This is a genomic window from Rhodopseudomonas parapalustris (assembly GCF_053772255.1).
In genome coordinates, this window is record NZ_JAMKBZ010000010.1 from 144,015 (window position 1) to 162,989 (window position 18,975).

18 protein-coding genes, 1 tRNA gene and 1 riboswitch are annotated in these 18,975 nt (G+C 66.4%); of the genes, 9 read left to right on the forward strand and 10 right to left on the reverse strand.

The features are described from left to right. Nucleotides 1–633 carry a DsbA family protein gene (locus tag M9H71_RS11535; protein ID WP_455405159.1) on the reverse strand — a complete coding sequence of 211 codons (633 nt, stop codon included), beginning with the start codon at nucleotides 631–633 and terminating at the stop codon, nucleotides 1–3. 23 nt (nucleotides 634–656) lie between these two features. Beyond that, entirely contained in the window at nucleotides 657–2,465 is a 1,809-nt protein-coding gene (dsbD, locus tag M9H71_RS11540; RefSeq protein WP_455405160.1) for a protein-disulfide reductase DsbD, read from the reverse strand. Between the two features lie 101 nt (nucleotides 2,466–2,566). Here dsbD and M9H71_RS11545 point away from each other — a divergent pair, with 101 nt between their 5' ends. Then, the gene (locus M9H71_RS11545) at nucleotides 2,567–3,226 is read left to right on the forward strand and encodes a response regulator (protein ID WP_455405161.1); all 660 of its coding nucleotides are present in this window, start codon (nucleotides 2,567–2,569) and stop codon (nucleotides 3,224–3,226) included. Further along, nucleotides 3,223–4,560, forward strand: coding sequence for an ATP-binding protein (locus tag M9H71_RS11550; RefSeq protein ID WP_455405162.1), 1,338 nt, complete (start codon nucleotides 3,223–3,225; stop codon nucleotides 4,558–4,560). The genes M9H71_RS11545 and M9H71_RS11550 overlap by 4 nt, the downstream gene beginning before the upstream one ends. A gap of 115 nt (nucleotides 4,561–4,675) precedes the next feature. Here the strand turns inward: M9H71_RS11550 and M9H71_RS11555 are convergent, their stop codons facing one another. Then, complete coding sequence (locus M9H71_RS11555; protein WP_455405163.1) at nucleotides 4,676–5,887, reverse strand: O-succinylhomoserine sulfhydrylase; 1,212 nt, start codon at nucleotides 5,885–5,887, stop codon at nucleotides 4,676–4,678. A 75-nt stretch (nucleotides 5,888–5,962) separates the two neighbouring features. Continuing rightward, nucleotides 5,963–6,042, reverse strand: a riboswitch (SAM riboswitch). Between the two features lie 109 nt (nucleotides 6,043–6,151). Between M9H71_RS11555 and M9H71_RS11560 the strand changes: the two genes are divergently transcribed. The 3 genes from M9H71_RS11560 to M9H71_RS11570 all read left to right on the forward strand — a co-directional run bounded on the left by M9H71_RS11560 (nucleotide 6,152) and on the right by M9H71_RS11570 (nucleotide 10,004). Then, nucleotides 6,152–7,258: a 2'-deoxycytidine 5'-triphosphate deaminase gene (locus M9H71_RS11560; RefSeq protein ID WP_455405164.1), complete on the forward strand. Its 1,107-nt coding sequence runs from the start codon at nucleotides 6,152–6,154 to the stop codon at nucleotides 7,256–7,258. A gap of 145 nt (nucleotides 7,259–7,403) precedes the next feature. Then, nucleotides 7,404–8,453 carry a hypothetical protein gene (locus tag M9H71_RS11565; RefSeq protein ID WP_455405165.1) on the forward strand — a complete coding sequence of 350 codons (1,050 nt, stop codon included), beginning with the start codon at nucleotides 7,404–7,406 and terminating at the stop codon, nucleotides 8,451–8,453. 114 nt (nucleotides 8,454–8,567) lie between these two features. Further along, entirely contained in the window at nucleotides 8,568–10,004 is a 1,437-nt protein-coding gene (locus M9H71_RS11570) for an MATE family efflux transporter (protein ID WP_455405166.1), read from the forward strand. Here M9H71_RS11570 and M9H71_RS11575 read toward each other — a convergent pair. Continuing rightward, nucleotides 10,001–10,579: a methylated-DNA--[protein]-cysteine S-methyltransferase gene (locus tag M9H71_RS11575; RefSeq protein WP_455405167.1), complete on the reverse strand. Its 579-nt coding sequence runs from the start codon at nucleotides 10,577–10,579 to the stop codon at nucleotides 10,001–10,003. The genes M9H71_RS11570 and M9H71_RS11575 overlap by 4 nt on opposite strands. Before the next feature lie 197 nt (nucleotides 10,580–10,776). On the opposite strand from M9H71_RS11575, the gene M9H71_RS11580 reads away from it, so the two are divergent. Next, nucleotides 10,777–10,850 (forward strand) — tRNA-Gly (locus tag M9H71_RS11580). 7 nt (nucleotides 10,851–10,857) lie between these two features. Here the strand turns inward: M9H71_RS11580 and M9H71_RS11585 are convergent. Continuing rightward, nucleotides 10,858–11,031: a hypothetical protein gene (locus M9H71_RS11585; protein ID WP_455405168.1), complete on the reverse strand. Its 174-nt coding sequence runs from the start codon at nucleotides 11,029–11,031 to the stop codon at nucleotides 10,858–10,860. Nucleotides 11,032–11,091: 60 nt separating this feature from the next. Here M9H71_RS11585 and M9H71_RS11590 point away from each other — a divergent pair, with 60 nt between their 5' ends. After that, complete coding sequence (locus tag M9H71_RS11590) at nucleotides 11,092–11,244, forward strand: hypothetical protein (protein ID WP_455405169.1); 153 nt, start codon at nucleotides 11,092–11,094, stop codon at nucleotides 11,242–11,244. A gap of 24 nt (nucleotides 11,245–11,268) precedes the next feature. Here M9H71_RS11590 and M9H71_RS11595 read toward each other — a convergent pair whose 3' ends face one another. Together M9H71_RS11595 and M9H71_RS11600 are read right to left on the reverse strand one after the other, a co-directional pair. Next, entirely contained in the window at nucleotides 11,269–11,694 is a 426-nt protein-coding gene (locus tag M9H71_RS11595) for a hypothetical protein (RefSeq protein WP_455405170.1), read from the reverse strand. Between the two features lie 287 nt (nucleotides 11,695–11,981). Continuing rightward, nucleotides 11,982–12,515 (reverse strand): hypothetical protein, encoded by a 534-nt coding sequence (locus M9H71_RS11600; RefSeq protein ID WP_455405171.1) that lies wholly within the window; start codon nucleotides 12,513–12,515, stop codon nucleotides 11,982–11,984. Nucleotides 12,516–12,958: 443 nt separating this feature from the next. Between M9H71_RS11600 and M9H71_RS11605 the strand changes: the two genes are divergently transcribed. Then, nucleotides 12,959–14,575, forward strand: coding sequence for an alpha-amylase family glycosyl hydrolase (locus M9H71_RS11605; protein ID WP_455405172.1), 1,617 nt, complete (start codon nucleotides 12,959–12,961; stop codon nucleotides 14,573–14,575). 50 nt (nucleotides 14,576–14,625) lie between these two features. On the opposite strand, the gene M9H71_RS11610 is transcribed toward M9H71_RS11605, so the two are convergent. Together M9H71_RS11610 and M9H71_RS11615 are read right to left on the reverse strand one after the other, a co-directional pair. Beyond that, nucleotides 14,626–14,979 (reverse strand): PRC-barrel domain-containing protein, encoded by a 354-nt coding sequence (locus M9H71_RS11610; protein WP_455405173.1) that lies wholly within the window; start codon nucleotides 14,977–14,979, stop codon nucleotides 14,626–14,628. A 420-nt stretch (nucleotides 14,980–15,399) separates the two neighbouring features. Next, nucleotides 15,400–17,577 (reverse strand): TonB-dependent receptor, encoded by a 2,178-nt coding sequence (locus M9H71_RS11615; protein WP_455405174.1) that lies wholly within the window; start codon nucleotides 17,575–17,577, stop codon nucleotides 15,400–15,402. A 187-nt stretch (nucleotides 17,578–17,764) separates the two neighbouring features. On the opposite strand from M9H71_RS11615, the gene nikR reads away from it, so the two are divergent. Continuing rightward, nucleotides 17,765–18,205, forward strand: coding sequence for a nickel-responsive transcriptional regulator NikR (gene nikR / locus M9H71_RS11620; RefSeq protein WP_455405175.1), 441 nt, complete (start codon nucleotides 17,765–17,767; stop codon nucleotides 18,203–18,205). 16 nt (nucleotides 18,206–18,221) lie between these two features. On the opposite strand, the gene M9H71_RS11625 is transcribed toward nikR, so the two are convergent. Continuing rightward, a complete protein-coding gene (locus M9H71_RS11625) occupies nucleotides 18,222–18,941 on the reverse strand; it encodes a DNA-3-methyladenine glycosylase family protein (protein ID WP_455405180.1) in 720 nt (239 codons plus the stop codon). Nucleotides 18,942–18,975 lie beyond the last annotated feature (34 nt).

Here is an 18,975-nt window from a genome sequence, read left to right on the forward strand (position 1 = left end):
TTACTTTGCCGTCCGGCTGCTGCGCGCTTGCGCCACCACCTTCTTGAAGGCATCGGCGTCGAGCGCGGCGGCGACCTTGTAGGGGCCGATCAGATACACCGGCGTGCCCTGCAGGCCCATCGCGTCGGCCTGCGACAGTGTCCGTCGCAACAGCGCCGTGATCGCGTCGCCATGGGCGCTCAGATCGCTTTGCAGCTTTGTCATATCGACGCCTGAGGCCGCGACGGCATCGCGCATCTGATCCCTTGAGATGCCGCGGCCGGGTATCGCCATCAGTGCGTCGTGGGCCGCCTGGTACTTGCCCTGATACTTCGCGCCCAGCGCCATCTGCGCGCCGTAGACCGAGGCTTCGGTCAGGATCGGCCAGTCCTTGTAGACCAGCCGGATCTTGCCGTCGCTGCGCACCACCTTTTCGAGGTCGGGCTCTGATTTCTTGCAGTACGGGCAGTTGTAGTCGAAGTAGGCCACGATGGTGACGTCGCCTTTCGGGTTGCCGGCTTCCGGCGCATCCGGATCGCGCAGGATCGCGCCGACATCCACCCCCTCGGCCCAGGCTTCCGGCGCGCCGAAGTACTTCACCAGCGGCACCGCCGCGATCGCGCCGAGGATCATCAGGGATTGTCTGCGATTCATGTCTTCCTCCTGTCGGACGATGGTCAGGACCGCGCGTCCAGGCGCTGCAGGGTCCGGGTGAAGTCATCGACGGAAACTTCGCCGGTGATGCGGGCAGCGGCGATCTCTTCGCCGCGGTGGGGATCGAGAAACACCAGCGTCGGCGGTCCGATTACATCGAACCGTTTCATCAGCGCGGCGGTGTCGGCGTTGGTCGCGGTCACGTCGGCGCGGATCACGGTGAGTCCGGCAAGGCGCCGCTGCACCTCCGGAACCGCGAACACCGTGCGCTCCATCGTTTTGCAGGCGGTGCACCAGTCGGCCGAGAAGTCGATCATGATCGGCTTGCCGCGGTCACGACCGTCGGCGATCGCGGCGTTCAAGGATTGGATCGAAGATACCGTGCGGGCCTCGATCGCCGGATCCGCACGTCCCTGGCCGAGCGTGGCGAGTGGCCGCAGCGGATCGTCGGCGCCCGCTGCCGCACCGACGATCAGCGCTGCACCGTAGACGAACAGCGCCAGCCCGCTCGCTTTGGCCAGACGCGGCGCCGGGCCGTGTTGACGGCTGAGCCGGTCGAAAGCGCCGACAAACACGGCGCTTGCGATCGCCAGCGCCGCCCACAGCAACAGGCTGACAGGGCCGGGCACCACGCGCCCGATCAGCGCGGTTGCGATCGCCAGAAAGACGACGCCGAACAGCTTGCGCACCGTCACAAGCCACGGCCCTGAGCGCGGCAGGATGCCGCCGCCGAAGATGCCGACCAGGATCAGCGGAAAGCCCATGCCGAGTCCGAGCGCGAACAGCGCGGCGGCGCCGCGAACGGTGTCGCCGGTCTGCGCGACGTAGAGCAGAGCTGCGGCGAGCGGCGGCGTCACGCACGGCCCGACGATCAGCGCCGAGGTGAAGCCCAGTGCCGCTGCGCTGAGCAGTGGACCTGTACGTCCGCTGATGCGCCCGCTTAGCGCGTCACCGAACCGTGCCGGCAATTGCAGCTCGAACAGGCCGAAGCTCGACAGCGCCAGCGCGACATAGATCGCCGCCATTGCCACCAGCGCGGCCGGCGTTTGCAGCGCGGCCTGTAGATTCTGTCCCGACCAGGCGGCGGCGATGCCGAGCACGGCGTAGGCGGTGGCCATCGCCAAAGTGTAGGTCAGCGCCAGCGCAAAGCCTCGAACCGGCGAGATGTCGCGGCCGGCGCGCGTCAGCATGCCGGCGACGATCGGCACCATCGGCAGCACGCAAGGCGTGAATGCCAGCAGCAGGCCGAAGCCGGCGAAGGCGAGCAGCAGCGGCGCCCAGCCCTCGGTCATCGACGGCAGCAACGAAGGCGCAGGAGCGTCAGCCGGTGCCGCTTCTGCTGCTGTCGACCGAGCTGCGGTCTCATTGAGCTCTGGGGTATCCGGCCATTGGATTTGCGGTCCGGCGCCGGCCGGATCCGCCGCCGTCACGGTGTCGCTCGCGAGGTCGACGGTTGCGGTCGCCGGCGGGTAGCAGATGCCGCGCTCGGCGCAACCTTGATAACCGACCGTCAAGCGGGTGGCGCCGTTCAGCGCAGCGGTCGCAATCGTCGCGGTGACGCCGCGGTGATAGACCTCGGTCAGGCCGAAGTTCGGATCGTCCTTGGTTTCGCCGGCAGGCAGATCCGGCACGACGGGGGCGCCCTGCGGCGTTCGAACCACGATCTTGTCGCGGTACAGATAGACGCCCGGCGCAATCGTCCAGGTCAAGGCTACGCCATCGGCGGCCGATTGGACGCTCAGCCGGAACGGTGGTTGCTTCGGCGCTGCAATTGCGGACTGTGTTGCGGCGAGGACGCCGACGAAGGCGAGAAGGCGGAAGAGACGGGCCATGGTTCCCCGATCGCTGGGTCGGATGCCGGCAGTCTCGGCCGCCAGCTTAAGCCAGCCTTAAGGCTGGCCTCGCAAGTCGTGATCCGAAAGGTGATGGATCGATGCGGGTCTTGGTGGTCGAGGACGATGCGATGATTGCGGACGGCATTCGTGCCGGGCTGTCGCTCGCGGGTGCCAGCATCGATTGCGTTGAGACTTGCGAGGATGCGCGCAGTGCACTCGCCGCCAACAATTTCTCCGCAGTGGTGCTCGACATCATGCTGCCCGACGGCAGCGGCATCGATCTGCTGCGCGACATCCGCCGCGGGGGTGACGCCACGCCGGTGCTGCTGCTCACCGCACTGGACGAAACCGCCGACCGCATTGCCGGGCTCGACGCCGGCGCGGACGATTATCTCGGCAAGCCGTTCGATCTCGACGAGCTCTCGGCGCGGCTACGCGCGATCATTCGCCGGCGCGACGGCCGGGCGACCACCTGCCTGGAGCACGGGCCGATCTGCCTTTACCCAGCCGAAGGCAATGCCACACTCGTCGGCGCGCCGGTCGCGTTGTCGCGGCGCGAATTTGCGGTTCTGCATGCCTTGATGGAGCGCCCCGGCGTGGTCCGGTCGCGCGCCGAGCTCGAAGAGCGGCTTTATGGCTGGGGCGACGAGGTCGACAGCAACGCGGTCGAAGTTCACATCCACAATCTGCGTGCCAAGCTCGGGCGCAGCGCGATTGAGACCATCCGCGGCCTCGGCTATCGGATGGCGCCGTCATGATCGGCTCGCTGCGGCTACGGTTGTTTCTCGTTCTGCTCGGCGCCACCGGCGCGGTGTGGATCGCCGCAGTGACGTGGATCTATGCGTCGAGCCAGCGTGAGCTCGAACACGTCCTGGACACGCGGTTGCAGGAGGCGGCCCGGATGGTGGTGTCGCTGGTCGGCAGCATGGAGGGGCGCGTTCCGGAAACGCTGCCGACATTGTCCACCCCGCCGTCTCCCGGCAATTACGAGCGCCAGCTCTCCTGCCAGGTGTGGTCGGTGCAGGGCCGGATGATCGCGCGCTCGGGCGGCGCGCCGGAGCAGAAACTCAGCGATCAGGTGTCGGGCTTCTCGGAGCGGCAGATCGACGGGGAGGCCTGGCGGGTCTATGCGACGGAGGACGCCGAGAAGGGATTTCGTGTTCTGGTCGGTGATCGGCTCGGGCTACGCGACCGGCTGGTCACCGATCTGATCAAGGGGCTGATGTGGCCGGCGCTGCTGATCGCGCCGGTGCTCGGCCTGCTGATCTGGATCAGCGTCGGACGCGGTCTTCGGCCGCTGCAGACGATCGCGTCGGATCTTCGCCGCCGCGACGCCGACGACATGAGCGCCGTCGATGCCAGCCGTACGCCGTCGGAGGTGAAGCCGCTGACCCAGGCGCTCAACGCACTGTTCGACAAGGTCGCGCTGGCACGGCGGCACGAGCGGGAGATTACGGCGTTCGCGGCGCACGAGCTGCGCAGCCCGCTCACCGCCTTGAAGACCCAGGCGCAAGTCGCGCTCGCCGCCAACGATCCGGCGGTGTCACGGGCGGCGCTGCAACAGATCCTGCTCGCGGTCGATCGTGCCACAAGGCTGGTGCGGCAACTGCTGACGCTCGCCCGGCTCGACGCGCATGCCGAAGTCGACGACCGCGCGCGCGTGCCGATGCGCGCGCTGATCGAGGAGGTGGTCCGCGCCACACCACACGCCGACGGCATCGAGGTGACGATCGACGACGATCTCCGCGACGTGGTGTGGTGTGGTCATCGCGAGTGTCTCGAGCTCGCGATCCGCAATCTGCACGAGAACGCCGTGCAGTACATGCGGGGCGGAGGGCAGGTGAGTTGGCGGATCGGCGACACCGCTGCCACGGTTCTGGTCGAGGACACCGGTCCCGGCGTGGCCACGGACGAGCTCGACAAGATCGGTCAGCGTTTCTTCCGCGGCCGCAACAAATCCGTGATCGGCAGCGGCCTCGGGCTCGCGATCGCCTCGCTTGCGGTGGAGCGCAGCGGCGCCGGCCTGCAGCTCGCCAACCGCAGCGACCGCTCAGGCTTTCGCGCCGAGATCACGCTGCGGTCCGATCGATAGCTTCGAGGCTGAGCTCCGTCATTGCGAACGCAGCGAAGCAATCACGGCATCGCGTAAGACGCCGGATCGCTTCGTCGCTCCGCTCCTCGCAATGACGACACGGAGCCTTGATCGCTCACACCTTGTCGAGTGCGGTGAGCAGATCTTCGATCAGGTCGTCCTTGTGCTCCAGCCCGGCTGACAGCCGGATGAAGCCTTCGCTGATGCCGAGCTCGGCGCGCGCTTCGGGTTTGAGCCGCTGATGCGTGGTCGTCGCCGGGTGGGTGACGAGGCTCTTGGCGTCGCCGAGATTGTTGCTGATCTTCACCAGCTTCAGCGCGTTCAGGAAGCGGAACGCCTCGGCCTTGCCGCCCTTTACCTCGAAGCCGACCAGGGTCGAACCGGCGCCCATCTGCTTCTTCACCGTTTCGGCCTGCGGATGGTCGGCGCGGCCCGGATAGACCAGACGCGGCACCTTCGGGTGGCCTGCCAGCGCGTCGGCAATCGCCGCCGCATTGGACGTCTGCTTCTCGACCCGGATCGACAGCGTCTCGAGCCCCTTCAGCAGCACCCAGGCGTTGAACGGCGACAGCGACGGCCCGGTCTGGCGCAGGAAGATCTGGATGTGTTCTTCGATGAACGCCTGCGACGACAGCACCACGCCGCCGAGGCAGCGGCCCTGGCCGTCGATGTGCTTGGTGGCCGAATACACCACGACGTCCGCGCCGAGCTTCAGCGGGCTCTGCCAGATCGGGGTGGCGAACACGTTGTCGACGACGAGGCGCGCGCCGCCCGCATGGGCGACTTCCGCGATCGCGCCGATGTCGAGCACGTCGAGCGTCGGGTTGGTCGGGCTTTCCAGGAAGCAGGTCCTGGTGTTGGGCCGCATCGCGCGGCGCCACTGGTCGAGATCGAGGCCGTCGACCAGCGTCGACTCGATGCCGTAGCGCGGCAGCAGATCCTCGACGATGTAGCGACACGAGCCGAACATCGCTTTCGACGCGACCACATGGTCGCCGGCGCGCAGTGGCGCCAGGATCGCGGCCGTGACGGCAGCCATGCCGGTGGCGGTGGCGCGTGCGGCTTCGGCTCCCTCGAACTCCGCCATCCGCTGCTCGAAGCTGAACACGGTGGGGTTGGAGAAGCGCGAATATTGGAAGCCGGCGTCGTCGCCGGTGAAGCGCGCCTCGCACTGTTCGGCGCTGTCGTAGACGAAGCCCTGGGTCAGGAACAACGCTTCGGAGGTCTCGCCGAATTGCGAGCGCAAGCTGCCGGCATGCACCAGGCGGGTCTCGCGGCGGAAATGAGCGGTAGCAGGGACGGGAATCGTCGGTTTGGTCTCGGACATGTGGTCTCCAGCGTGCCCACATCGGGACGATGGGGGCACAAAAAAACCGGCCTGGGGATCAACCCTCGGGCCGGGACCACAACGTCCCCGGCCTGTTTAGCGACTTGTTTAACGTGGCTGCAAGCCGGCCGGCTCAAATCACCACGGGATAAGTCGGGCTCTTAATCCTCCGTACTCTTCCCGTCAAGCCGGGCTTCGGCTAGCGGTTGAGGCTCGTATCTGAGTTTCCCGGAGGGCATGGCTGCGCTCCGAAGGACCAACATCGTGCCGTTCACTTTGCCGCCCGACGCCGACGGAATTCTGCCCGACCGCATGATTGCGGCGATGACGGAATCGGGCCTGATCCTGCCGGAATATCCGTTCGTCGAAAGCCAGATCCAGCCGGCCAGTCTCGATCTGCGGCTCGGGCCGATCGCCTATCGGGTCCGCGCCAGCTTCCTGCCGGGGCCGGACTGCACCGTCGCTGAGCGGATCGACGAGCTGAAGCTGCACGAGATCGACCTGTCGGACGGCGCGGTACTGGAGACCAACTGCGTCTATATCGTGCCGCTGCTCGAAAGCCTGGCGCTGCCGCGCCACATCGTGGCGGCCGCCAACCCGAAAAGCTCGACCGGGCGGCTCGACGTGTTCACCCGGGTGATCGCCGACGGCACGCGCCGCTTTGACATGATCGGCGCCGGCTATCACGGCCCGCTTTATGCCGAGATCAGCCCGAAGACTTTCCCGGTGCTGCTCCGCGAAGGCTCGCGGCTGTCACAGGTGCGCTTCCGCGTCGGCCAGGCCACGCTGGAGCAGGACGAGCTTGATGCGCTGCACGATGCCGAGCGGCTGGTCGATGCCGACGACGCTGATCTGACCGGCGGCGTCGCGCTCAGCGTCGACCTCTCGGGCGAGAATTCAGACGGCTTTGTCGGCTACCGCGCCAAGCGCCACACCGGCGTGGTCGATATCGATCGCCGCGGCGGCTATGCGGTCGGTGAATTCTGGGAGCCGATCGCGGCCCGCCCGGATGGCACGCTGATCCTCGACCCCGGCGAGTTCTACATCCTGGCGTCGAAGGAAGCGGTCCAGGTGCCGCCGGACTACGCCGCCGAGATGGTGCCGTTCGATCCCTTGGTCGGCGAATTCCGCGTGCATTACGCGGGCTTCTTCGATCCCGGCTTCGGCTACGAAGGCGCCGGCGGCTCGGGTGCCCGCGCGGTGCTCGAAGTGCGTTCGCGCGAAGTGCCGTTCATCCTCGAGCACGGCCAGATCGTCGGACGCCTGATCTACGAAAAGATGCTGTCGCGCCCCGACGCGATGTACGGCCAGCGCATCGGTTCGAACTACCAGGCTCAGGGCCTGAAGCTGAGCAAGCATTTCAAAACCTAAGCTCGATCAGGGCCGCTGACGCTCAGCATCCCCCGCAGCAAGTCTGAGGGTTGTGTTCAAGTCCGGCTCGTGAAAAGTCAGTCGGACCGGTGGCCGTTGTCTCGATCGCGCGCCACCGCGCAACGACAACGATAAGGAATGCCCGATGGGAGCAACGTCCGAGACCGCGCAAGCGGCGCGGTCGCGCGCATGGCACGGCGTCGCCGATCTGTATCACGCGCTGTTCACTGGCCTGATCCTCACGCTGGTCAGCCGCCGCGGCACGGCGGACGCTGCCGAGTTCGTGTTTCGGGTGTTTCGCCGTCAGCAGCAGGAGCGCTTCGTCGCCGGCCTTGCCAAGCTCGGCCTCGACCATCTGCCGCCAGCGGTCGCGGCGGCGCAGTATCACTATCTGTCGAATTGGATCGGCGGCGTGCACGTCGAATACATGTACGAAACCGACCGCAAGGCGTGGATTCGCTATCCGCCGCCGCGCTGGATCTGGCGCGGCACCGCGATCTGCGGCGTGCCCGGCGAGGTGTCGAAGGCGATGCTGCGCGGCTGGCACGCCAATAACGGCGTCGCGCTCGGCAATCTCAAGCTCGGCTTCGTCTGCACCAAGCAGAGCGTCGACGGCCAGGACGGATTGGAAGGCTATTACTATGAGGCCGACGAGCTGCTGGAACCGGATCAGCGGCTGCAGTTCGCCCGGCATCTCGAGGCGCCGCTGTTCGATCCTGCCGCCGCGCCGGCGTTGCCGGTCGAGAGCTGGCCAAAGCCGCGGCTGGAGAAGGCCCACCGCAACTACGCCATGGAATATGTCCGCACAGCGGCTCCGGTCCTGGTGCAACTGTTCGGTCCGCTCGATGGCGGCTACTTGTTGCATCTCACCGGCAAACTGATCGGGATGCAGTCCTACGACGATCTGGCGCAGGCCCTCGGCATCACCGGCCGCGATGCCGCCGGCTTTGCCGCTCTGTTGCGAGCGCTGCTCGACGCCCAGGGTGACGAGGTCGAATTGCGCGACTCTGGCGGCAGCTTCGAGCTACGACAAACCGGCTGGGGCCTGATGGACGGCGTCGCCGATGCCCATCCGGCCTGCCTGCGTGTGCTCGAAGGTCTGGCCGAGGGGCTGGCCGCTGCCTGCGGCCGAGGCATCGCTGTCAGCCTGACTGGCGATCACCGCACCATGCCGCTGCAGTGGACGGTGCGCTGAGCCCGCGCTCCGACCTGTTCGCGGGCGGCCATGCGCGGTGTGAGCATCGCGCCCGCCGAGAACGGTGATAGGAAGGCTGGTGCCCGGCTGAAGATCGGGCCTCGGGGGAAACACATGTCCGATATCGCCGTGGCGGAGTTGCCACCGGTCGCGCAGCCCGCGCCGGCTCCGCCAGCCCCCACGCCACCGCCGCCGAAGAATCCGCTGCTCGACGACGGCATCCTGCGGACATTGTTGCGGCTGTCGTGGCCGAACGTGGTGGCGCTGACCGCCGGCACCTGTGTGGCGGTGGCCGAAACCTCCTATATCGGCCGGCTCGGCACAGAGGCGCTGGCCGCGATGGCGCTGGTGTTTCCGTTCGTGATCCTGACCATGACGATGTCCGGCGGCGCGATGGGCGGCGGCGTCGCGTCGGCGATCGCGCGGGCGCTCGGTTCGGGCAACGACGACCGCGCCGCGGCGCTGGCGATGCACGCGCTCCTGATCGGGCTGTGCTTCGGCCTGGTGTTCACGGTGGGAATGCTGACTTTCGGGGAGCGGGCGCTGGAGCTGCTCGGCGGCCGCGGTGCGGTGCTGAGCCAGGCGGCCGGCTACGTCCACATCTTCTTCGCCGGCGCGGTGGTGCCGTGGCTGATGAACACCTTCGCGGCGATCCTGCGCGGCACCGGCAATATGAAGCTGCCGTCGGCGATGATCCTCAGTTCGGCGATGCTGCAGATCGTGCTCGGCGGCGTGCTTGGCCTTGGCTTCGGCCCGATTCCGCGGTTCGGCATGCCCGGCGTCGCCGCCGGTACGCTGGCGGCGTTCACGATCGGCGCCTCGGTGATGGCCTGGGTGATCTTCTCCGGACGTGCCGGCGTGAAGCCGCGGCTGGCGGGATTGCGGATTGAGCGCGGAATGTTCTTCGACATTCTCAAAGTGGGCGCCGTGTCGTGCTTCTCGCCGCTGCAGTCAGTGCTGACCATCACGATCTTCACCCACATGCTGGCGCAGTTCGGCACCGCGGTGCTGGCCGGCTACGGCATCGGCGGACGGCTCGAATTCATGCTGACCTCGATCGCGTTTGCGGTCGGGATCGCCTCGGTGCCGATGATCGGCATGGCGATCGGGGCCGGCCGGGTGCAGCGGGCGCGGCAGATCGCCTGGACGGCAGGTCTGGTGTCGTTCCTGTTCGTCGGCGTGGTCGGCACCGGCATCGCGATCTTCCCGCATCTTTGGATCGACCTGTTCACCGACGATGCGGCGGTGCGGCTCGCCGGCGAGCAATATCTGCGCGCGGCCGGCCCGATGTATGCGTTCATCGGGCTGGCGATCTCGATGTATTTTTCGGCCCAGGGCGCTGCCCGGGTGCTCGGTCCGGTTCTGGCGCAGACCGGGCGGCTGCTGTTCGTCTGCATCGGCGGCTGGCTGCTCATCGAGCATCACGGCAGCGCCGAAAATTTCTACCTGCTCGCCGCTGGCTCGATGGTGCTGCTGGGCGTGTCCTCGGCGCTGAGCGTGCTGGTGACGCGATGGGGCCCCAAGCCGCCCGTCGCACCGCTCATCGTCTAACGGTCGGCTTGCCGCGGGGCGAATGGCAGCAGGACGTCGAACAGGGTCGGGCCGCTGCTCGCCAAGGCGCCTTCGAGCGACAGCAGGCGACGCCGGGTGATGACGCCGCCATTGGCGCAATCGCCGCTGGTGTCGCCGGCGGCGGCCAGAACGCGGTGGCATGGCACGATCAGGGCGAACGGATTGCGCCGGATCGCCTGGCCCACGGCATGCACCGCGCCCGACGCGCGAAGCTGCTTGGCGATGTCGGCAAAGGTGACCGTCTCGCCGCGCGGAATTGCACGGGCCGCCTGATAGACCCGGCAGTCGAAGGCCGGGATGCCGCCGAGATCGAGGACGACGTCGGAGAAATCCCACGGTTCGCCCGACAAAACCGCGGCGACGCCGTCGATGACCGGCTGGATCCATGCTGCGGGCCTGTTTTCCCGGGCGTCCGGGCACAGCCGCAGCAGCCTGCGGCGGGTGTCGATCTCGCGGCTTTCGGCAAGCTGCACCACGAGCACGCCATCGCTGTCCCATGCGATCCCGCATCGGCCCATCATGGTGTCGAAGATGGTGTAGGCAGCCCCCGCCATGCGGAGAACTATACCAGCGAAAGGCCGGACGGCATCTGGAAAGTGAACAAATCGTTAATCGTCCAAGCTGGGCGATCTTGCAGTGCGGGACCGTGGCTGCGGCGTCGTGCATTATGGGCTTCCGATGATCGCCCCTTGGCGGCGCGCTCCGTCTCGGCTAGATCAGAGCGTGTCGCCGCGTCAGCGCGGTGCCCGGCGCGGGCGTAGTTCAATGGTAGAACGGCAGCTTCCCAAGCTGCATACGAGGGTTCGATTCCCTTCGCCCGCTCCAACCGCCCTCACGCTCCTTCGATCACCTGCATCTGCTTGCCGATCATCGGCTCGTCAGACTGACGCGCCGAGCCAGGGTCGGTCTGTACGCTATGGCGCGGCCGCTGCCGTTTGGGCCGCTTGCTCTGCGCGCCGCGCACGGCAGCCCGCATCTGGCGTGTGCGCTGGTTGATCGGCGTCAACGCCGCCACCCCAGATCGGCGCGAAGCTCGGTCACTGCCTCATTGCAGGGGGATACGGCGATGACGAGCACCATGATGACTTTCGACATCCTGCTGTTGGCTGCGGCCGCGGTGTCGACGGTGCTGATTCTGTTCGGCGTAGTAATCGCGAGTGGTCATCAGGACGCGCATCAGCACGCCAAGGCCGGCATGATCGCGCGGCACCACGACTGAGTGCCGTGCAGTCCGGCCCGTCGGCTAGGACTTGCTAACGGCGCCGCTCAGGTCGCGCTTGATCGTCTCCAGGAGCGACGCCAGCACGTCTTGGTGCGTGGGTGCGGCAGAGACGGTGTCGGACGGACGGGCCGGACCTGGATCGAGTGGCGCTGACGGGTGTACGGACTCATTGCTCTGTGGGTGTGATCCCGCTGGTGGAGGCAATTGGACCGCGGGTGCGGGCCGCGCGGCCACAGCACCTGTCCACTGGGCAGTGAGAGCCGGCCCAAGGCCGGCCGGCCGCGAAGGCGGTCGCTGCGTGATATCGATCATGGCGACCGTCGCGGTGCCTTCCGAAGGGTTGACGAAGTCGCCATACAGCACGTCCCGGTGACGGTTCACCCACCACAGAACTGCGCAATACAGCAGCGCCAATCCGATGACGCCGATCAGCCCGAGCTCCAGCATCGGATGCACCCGCGTTCGGACTAGGGCACGGGTCGGTCGGCTCTGCTCGGCGGCGCAAGCGCGGTCGAGTGGCGGTCGTTGGTCGCTTGCAATCGGGCAGAAGTATCCGCGCAGAACAATTCAAACTGCATCACAGCCTCCAGAACTAATCGATTGATTCCGGAAGCCTGCCGCACGCGCAAGTCGTTTCAGCGCACTGCCGTGCTTGCGGCGGCGCAAAAAAAAAGAGAGCGCCGTTCAATCCGGCGCTCTCGATTTTGTGTGGTCGTGGTGACGATATGCGTGGCTCAGTGGCCGGCGAGGACCGGCAGGCCGAGCATCGACGAGAACGGCGCCGGGCTGTTGATGAGCTGAGCCGAAGCCTTCTGATTGCTCGCCAGCGACGACCAGGCGTCCTGGCTCTTGGTGAGGGACGACCACGGCTTCTGGCTGGACGCCAGCGACGACCAGGGCTTCTGCGAAGCCGACAGCAGCGGGCCGAACATCGACGACAGGAAGAAGTTCGGGCCGGTCAGCTCGGGGAAGATCGCCCCCAGCGTGGTGCGCGACTCGGTCAGCCGCGGCGCGCCGGTCAGGCGGGCAGACGAATCCACCAGCGAGGCGCTGCTGCCGTGATGACTGGAGACATCGCGGGTCGCGCCATGGCGATTGAGGATCGCGTCGGCCTGACCGCCCTTGCCGAACGGCGGGTCGACCGTGACCACAGTACCGTTCTTGTCGCTCGAGACGATCTCGGCATTGCTGAACGAAGCGGCCTTCAGCTCCGCGACGGCCGCCTGCGCCTTAGCCGCGTCCTGGTACAATTTGATGATCTGCGTCATTCTTACCTTCCTCTATAGCCAAGTATTAGTTCGAATTTCAGTCTTTGACCGACAATTCTCGGCAATCTTCTCGGTTCCCAGCTTGGCAGAATTTTGCGGCGCGGCAAGTCTCCCAAGCATCAGGCTACCGGCGGCATCGCGCCGCAGCAGAACGTGCGCGTGTGCAGTAAACAATCACTTGCGATCAAGACAGTTCATTCGTCCTGAGCCGGCTGTTCAATTCACGAATGCGTTGATCGGTAACCCGGTGTGTTGCTGGGCCGACAGGAGACATCCCGCACTCAGCGGCGAGCTAGCGCTTGTGTCGGTGTAGAGCCGTCGGTGACGCGCGCGGCGTTCACGTCGCTGACGCATCGTCGTGCCACGACAGCGGCTCCGATTCGGCAGCGCCCGGAACAAAGCCGTGCCCTGTCGCGTCTGAGACCGACATGGGAGAGACGTGAATGGAAACCGTTGCGAGCGCGCCGTGGTGGGCGGCGGGTGTGCTGTACCAAATCTATCCGCGCTCGTTTCAGGACAGCAACAGCGACGGCATCGGTGATCTGCGCGGGATCATCGATCGGCTCGGCTATCTGTCCGATCTCGGCGTCGACGCGATCTGGCTGTCGCCGATCTTTCCGTCACCGATGGCGGATTTCGGCTACGACGTCGCCGACTATGTCGGCATCGATCCGATCTTCGGCGCGATGGACGATTTCGACGCGCTGGTGCTCACCGCGCATGCCCGCGGTCTCAAGGTCGTTCTCGATCTGGTGCCGAACCACTCGTCCGAACAGCATCCCTGGTTCATCGAAAGCCGGTCGTCGCGGCACAACCCAAAGCGCAACTGGTACATCTGGCGCGATCCGGCACCGGACGGCGGGCCTCCGACCAATTGGCTGTCCGAATTTGGTGGCAGCGGCTGGGAATACGACGACGCCACTGGCCAATACTACTATCACGCATTCCTGAAGCAGCAGCCCGATCTCAACTGGCGCAATCCGGAGGTGCGGGCCGCGATTTACGATGCGATGCGGTTCTGGCTGCGCAAGGGCGTCGACGGCTTCCGGGTCGACGTGATCTGGCATCTGATTAAGGACGATCAGTTTCGCGACAATCCGCCCAATCCGGATTTCCAGCCCGGCATGCCGCCACACGCCGCGCTGATCCCGATCTACTCCGCCGATCGGCCGGAGACGCTCGAGGTGGTGGCCGAACTGCGCAGCGTCGTGGAGGAGTTCGATCATCGTCTCTTGATCGGCGAGATCTATCTGCCGATCGAACGCCTGGTCGCCTATTACGGGGCCGAATTGAAGGGCGCGCAGCTTCCTTTCAATTTCGCGCTGTTGTCGACGCCGTGGCGAGCCCGCGAGATTGCCACGCTGATCGATCGCTACGAGCAAGCGCTGCCGTCCGGCGCATGGCCGAACTGGGTGCTCGGCAATCACGATCGGCCGCGGGTGGCGAGCCGGGTCGGGCCGGCACAGGCGCGCGTCGCCGCGATGCTGCTGCTGACGCTGCGCGGCACCCCGACGATGTATTACGGCGACGAACTCGGCATGGAGCAGGTCGAGATCGCGCCCGAGGACGTGCAGGACCCGTTCGAGAAGAACGTGCCGGGCATCGGCGTCGGACGTGACGGCTGCCGCGCCCCGATGCAATGGGACGCGTCGGACAACGCCGGCTTCTCGGATGTCCGACCGTGGCTGCCGCTGGCCCCGAACGCCGCCCAGGACAACGTCGCTAATCTGCGCGCTGACGCGCAGTCGATCCTAAACCTCTGTCGCGCTCTGCTGCGACTGCGGCGCGCGCTGCCCCAGCTCGCGCTTGGCGCTTACCAGCCGCTCGCCGCGGAAGGTGATCTGTTGCTGTATCGCCGGCATCATCAGGGGCGGTCGGTATTGGTGGCGCTCAATCTCGGACCGGATCCGATCTCGGCGGCGTCCGACGCGATCGGGCTCGACGGCGAGGTGCTGCTGTCGACCATGCTCGACCGCGCCGGCGAACGCATCGGCGCCACGCTCGACCTGCGCGGCAACGAGGGCATCATCGTCGGCCGCGCGCCGGAGGACGTCGTTTAGAACGTTGCCTATGTGTCGGCTCTCGGCCGCCGGGTGTCGTCGCCGTGGGCTTACGTCAGCGCGACGCCGTAGTAATCATCGACCTTGCTGGCGCCGCGCCAGTCCCATTCGGAGCCGGGACCGTATTTCGGCGCGCGTTCGAGCTGGTCGACGGTGACCATCACCTGATAGCCGCCGAGCTCGACGTTGTATTTCAGCGCTGGCCAGGGCAGCGGATAGTGGTCGTCGCCGATACCGAGGAAACCGCCGAACGACAGCACCGCGTAGGATACCCGCCCGCTGACCTTCTCGATCATCACCCGCTCGATCGAGCCGATCTTCTCGCCGTCGGCCCCGTACACCGAGGTTCCCTGCACCTTGTCGCTGCCGATCAACTTGTGGGTTTCGTTGGTCTCTGGGTTCATGCTGGCCTCCCTATCAAGCGAAACCAACGAGCGGAGCGAAAACCTGTTCCGTCTCCGAGCTTGCGTCATCGCCTCTTCACAAACTCAAGAATCGTTCGTATCCTCTCTTCACTCTGAAACAACGGAAGGAGGTGATCCAGTGTCTCACTCGAAACGCTGTCACCTCGCTGGGGACGCCCGCTGAGGTTGGCTGACTGAGTATCGTTGCGGCGGGCACGAGACCCGCTCACCGTGGACGATGCGCAAGCAGTGAGCCGCTCGGCCGAGGCGCCCCGCAGCGCCTGGGAACCAGCGAGTTACGAGGCGCGCGTCGGCGTTCACACGCCGGCGCGCGTTTGTCGTTTCAGGACCGAGTCATTTGTCGCACGTCGTTTGTCCCCACGACTTGCTCGTGTGGCTCGCTCACCGCGCGGTTCTCGATCAGAATGTGCCAGCCAGCGTCAGCCGGACCGCCAGCGGTTCCACCGGATGGACGTGGCGGTCGTTGGTGCCGCCGAGCGGCTCGCCCGGCAGTCGCGACAAGTAATAATATTCGATTTGGTTGGTCTTGGCGTTGAACAGGTTCAGTACGTCGAGCTGCACCCGCACGCCATTGTCGAAGCGATAACCGGCGCGGGCGTTGAAGATCAGTGACGACAGCGAATGCATGCTGTCGTCCTCGATCAGCGGGCGCGGGCCGAAGTAGCGGCCCTTCAGTGCGCCGAACCATCCGCGCTGCTCGCCGAGCGTGATGCCGGCGCTCGCCACCCAGGCCGGTGCGCCGGGGATGAAGTCACCGGCGGGATCGAAGTCGGTGAATCGGGCGCGGGTGTAAGCAACGTCGAGATCGACGCCGAGCCAGGACAGCGGACGGTACTGACTGGTCCACTCGACGCCGACGCGGCGGCTCGGCCGGCTCGGCTCGGTGGTGCCAGCATCGCCGACGAACAGCAGCTCGGAGTCGAAATCGAGCACGAACACCGCGAGCGAGGTCGTCAGCCCCGGGATCGATTTGTTGCGGATGCCGAGTTCGGCGCCCTTCGAGCGCACCAGCAACGGGACGCGACTGACCGGAGCGCCCGAGTTGGGATCGACCGTGATGGTGGCGCCGCGGATATCGTTGCTGTGCAGCCCTGTGCCGGCATTGCCGTAGAACTCGGTGCTGGCCCATGGGCCGAGCACGATGCCGACCTTCGGGCTGGTCATCGATGCCGAGGCGTTGCCGGAGTTCGCCGGATTATCGCTGATCACGCGCCCGGTGAAGTAGTCCTGCCGCAGGCCGGCGGTGGTGCGCAGCCAATCGCTCCAACGCACCGTGGTGTCGGTCCACAGTCCGAGCGACTGCTCGGAGACATCGTCGGCCCGCACCGTCGACAGCCGGTCGCGTCGCAGCGTCTTGTTGAGCCCGAGATCGATACTGTCGGCGCGGCTCTGCAGCCCAATTCGTGTCTCGACCGGCATGCCGGCGAACCGATAGTCGAACCGCTGTGTGCCGTTCAGTCCGAGCACGGTGCGGCGGTCGTATTGGTTGAACTGGTCGCCGTTCACCGGATCGTCGAGGAAGTAGGTGAAGTTGTTGTAGAGCTGCAGCGACGAGCGGATCACATAGGCATTGATGTCGGTCTGGCCGATGTCGCTCGATTGCGCGAACCGGCCGGACAGGCTGTAACGACTGGAAATGCCGCCATCGGTCGGATCGAGCGAGCCGTAGCGGCCGATCAGACCCTGGTCGATCGCGCGCTGCGCCACCTGGTCGGTCGAGGTCCAGCGGTTGGAATAGGCCATGCCGGTGAGCGAGAAGCCGTCGGTCGCGGTGCCCTGGCTGTAGCGCAGCACGCCGTTCAGCTTGCGGACATCGTCCGGCACGTCCCACGGGCCGTTATAGGTGTTGGCTTCGAACGCGGCGAGCCAGGTGCCGTCGCCGACGCGGGTCGAGCCGGCGCCGAGCAGCCGGCGATAGCCGAAGCTGCCGACCGTGACCTGGGCGAGATTCTTGGGCATCGCCCGCAAGTACTCGATGCCGAGCGCGCCGGCCGAGCCGAAATCGCCGACGTCGGCGAAATACGGCCCTTTGCGCACCGTCATGCTGCCGATCAGCTCGGGGATCAGAAAATTGATGTCGGCATAGCCCTGGCCGTGACCGTGGGTCGGCATGTTCACCGGCATGCCGTCGACCGTGATGGCGAGATCGGTGCCGTGGTCGAGATTGAAGCCGCGCAGGAAATATTGGTTGGCTTTGCCTTCGCCGGAATGCTGGGTGACCACCAGTCCGGGCGCAGCTTCCAGCGCCTCGCCGGGCCGCATGAACGGCAGCGCGTTGATCTCGGCCCCGGTGATGATGCGACTGCTCGCGGCCTGATTCTGCGGCGCGATGATCGGAGCGGAGGCACGGCTCGGGCTCGGCGCTGTTGCAGACGAGGACGGGTCCGGTGTCGATGCCGGGATCGCGTGTCCCTGGTGGGGGGAGACTTCCCGTGCGTGGCGCCGCGGCGGCTTCGGCTTCGGCTTCGCCTCGGCCGGGGCATCGATCGTGACCTGCGGCAGCGCCTGCTCGGCCCGCGTCGTCCCGCTCACCACAGCAAAACTCAACACGATGCAACCGGCCGCACAGCCGTGCATCACTCCTTGCCGGACCCTCGTCACGCACACCCCCTCGTGTCCTGCATCGCTGCAAGACGCGTCCACCCCAAATCTGTTATCGCAGGCGGTCCCGGCAGAGCGCCAACGATCGCAGCCTGCCCGGCCAGTATGACGAAGTCAATAAAACTTCATACTGACAATCGGGTAACCACCAAGGGGGCTATCGATGCACCGCGTCACCATCACGCTCGACGACGACCTGATGGAGAAGCTCGACGCGATCATCGCGGCGCGCGGCTACCAGAACCGCTCCGAGGCGATCCGCGATCTGGCTCGGATCGGGATCCAGCAGACCGCGGCAGAGACCACCAGCGGTCACTGCGTCGGCGCGATGGTCTATACGTATGATCACTCCAAGCGCGACTTGCCGCGCAAGCTGACGCAGAGCTTCCACCATCACCACGATCTGTCGCGCGCCACGATGCACGTTCATCTCGACCACGATCAGTGTCTGGAAGTGACGATCCTCGACGGCAACGCCACCGAGCTGCAGCACTTCGCCGACCACATCTTCGCCGAACGCGGCGTCCGCTACGGAAGGTTGGTGACGATCCCGGCCGAGCCGCCCGCAGAGGATCACGACCATCATCACGAGCATGACTCGTGATCTTGAACGGAAGCCTTCAGCGTGACGGCGACTTCCGAGTGCGAGTCGTCTTTGCCGGGGCTTTCTTCGTCGCGACTTTCGCCGCCTTGTCGTCGCCGATCACGCCCTCGCGCCGCTTCACCGCGTGGTAATAGGCCCACCACAGATGTGCCGCGGCGCCGCGCAGCGGGCGCCAGGGTTCGGCGAGCGGCGCCATCTGTTTCACGGTCGGGCGTGCTTTCAGGCCGAGGCCGATCCGCATCGCCTCCTGCACGGCGAGATCGCCGGCCGGCCAGGCGTCGCCATGGCCGAGGCAGAACAACAGATAGATGTCGGCGGTCCACGGCCCGATGCCGTGCAGCGCCGTCAGCGTGGCGTGGGCGGCGTCGGCGTCTTCTTCGGCCAGCACATCGAGGTTGAGCCGTTCGGCGGCGAGCTCCTTGGCGAGCGCCTTCAGCGTCTTGATTTTCGCAGTCGACAGACCGAGCCGGGCGAGCCTGTCGGACCGTGCCCGCTTGATCGCGTCGTGCTCGAACGGATCGAATGCCGCCGACACTCGGCCCCAGATCGCCGCCGCCGAGGCGGTCGAGAGCTGCTGGCCGCAGACGATCGCGGCCAGCCCGGCAAAGCCCGGTTCGCGTCGGCGCAGCGCGGGCATTCCGGCGACCTGAAGCACGGGGTTCAGCCGCGGGTCCTGTTTCACCAGCGTGGTGATGGCGTCGTCGAGGTCGGCCTGGGAGTCGAGGTGGATGGTCATCAGGTGGTTTGGCTTTCCGGCGTCGTGCGCGGGC

Coding starts and splice junctions, on each gene's coding strand:
- M9H71_RS11535 (WP_455405159.1), bottom strand. CDS start 633: ATGAATCGCAGACAATCCCTGATGATCCTCGGCGCGATCGCGGCGGTG.
- dsbD (WP_455405160.1), bottom strand. CDS start 2,465: ATGGCCCGTCTCTTCCGCCTTCTCGCCTTCGTCGGCGTCCTCGCCGCA.
- M9H71_RS11545 (WP_455405161.1), top strand. CDS start 2,567: ATGCGGGTCTTGGTGGTCGAGGACGATGCGATGATTGCGGACGGCATT.
- M9H71_RS11550 (WP_455405162.1), top strand. CDS start 3,223: ATGATCGGCTCGCTGCGGCTACGGTTGTTTCTCGTTCTGCTCGGCGCC.
- M9H71_RS11555 (WP_455405163.1), bottom strand. CDS start 5,887: ATGTCCGAGACCAAACCGACGATTCCCGTCCCTGCTACCGCTCATTTC.
- M9H71_RS11565 (WP_455405165.1), top strand. CDS start 7,404: ATGGGAGCAACGTCCGAGACCGCGCAAGCGGCGCGGTCGCGCGCATGG.
- M9H71_RS11570 (WP_455405166.1), top strand. CDS start 8,568: ATGTCCGATATCGCCGTGGCGGAGTTGCCACCGGTCGCGCAGCCCGCG.
- M9H71_RS11575 (WP_455405167.1), bottom strand. CDS start 10,579: ATGGCGGGGGCTGCCTACACCATCTTCGACACCATGATGGGCCGATGC.
- M9H71_RS11590 (WP_455405169.1), top strand. CDS start 11,092: ATGACGAGCACCATGATGACTTTCGACATCCTGCTGTTGGCTGCGGCC.
- M9H71_RS11595 (WP_455405170.1), bottom strand. CDS start 11,694: ATGCTGGAGCTCGGGCTGATCGGCGTCATCGGATTGGCGCTGCTGTAT.
- M9H71_RS11600 (WP_455405171.1), bottom strand. CDS start 12,515: ATGACGCAGATCATCAAATTGTACCAGGACGCGGCTAAGGCGCAGGCG.
- M9H71_RS11605 (WP_455405172.1), top strand. CDS start 12,959: ATGGAAACCGTTGCGAGCGCGCCGTGGTGGGCGGCGGGTGTGCTGTAC.
- M9H71_RS11610 (WP_455405173.1), bottom strand. CDS start 14,979: ATGAACCCAGAGACCAACGAAACCCACAAGTTGATCGGCAGCGACAAG.
- M9H71_RS11615 (WP_455405174.1), bottom strand. CDS start 17,577: ATGCACGGCTGTGCGGCCGGTTGCATCGTGTTGAGTTTTGCTGTGGTG.
- nikR (WP_455405175.1), top strand. CDS start 17,765: ATGCACCGCGTCACCATCACGCTCGACGACGACCTGATGGAGAAGCTC.
- M9H71_RS11625 (WP_455405180.1), bottom strand. CDS start 18,941: ATGACCATCCACCTCGACTCCCAGGCCGACCTCGACGACGCCATCACC.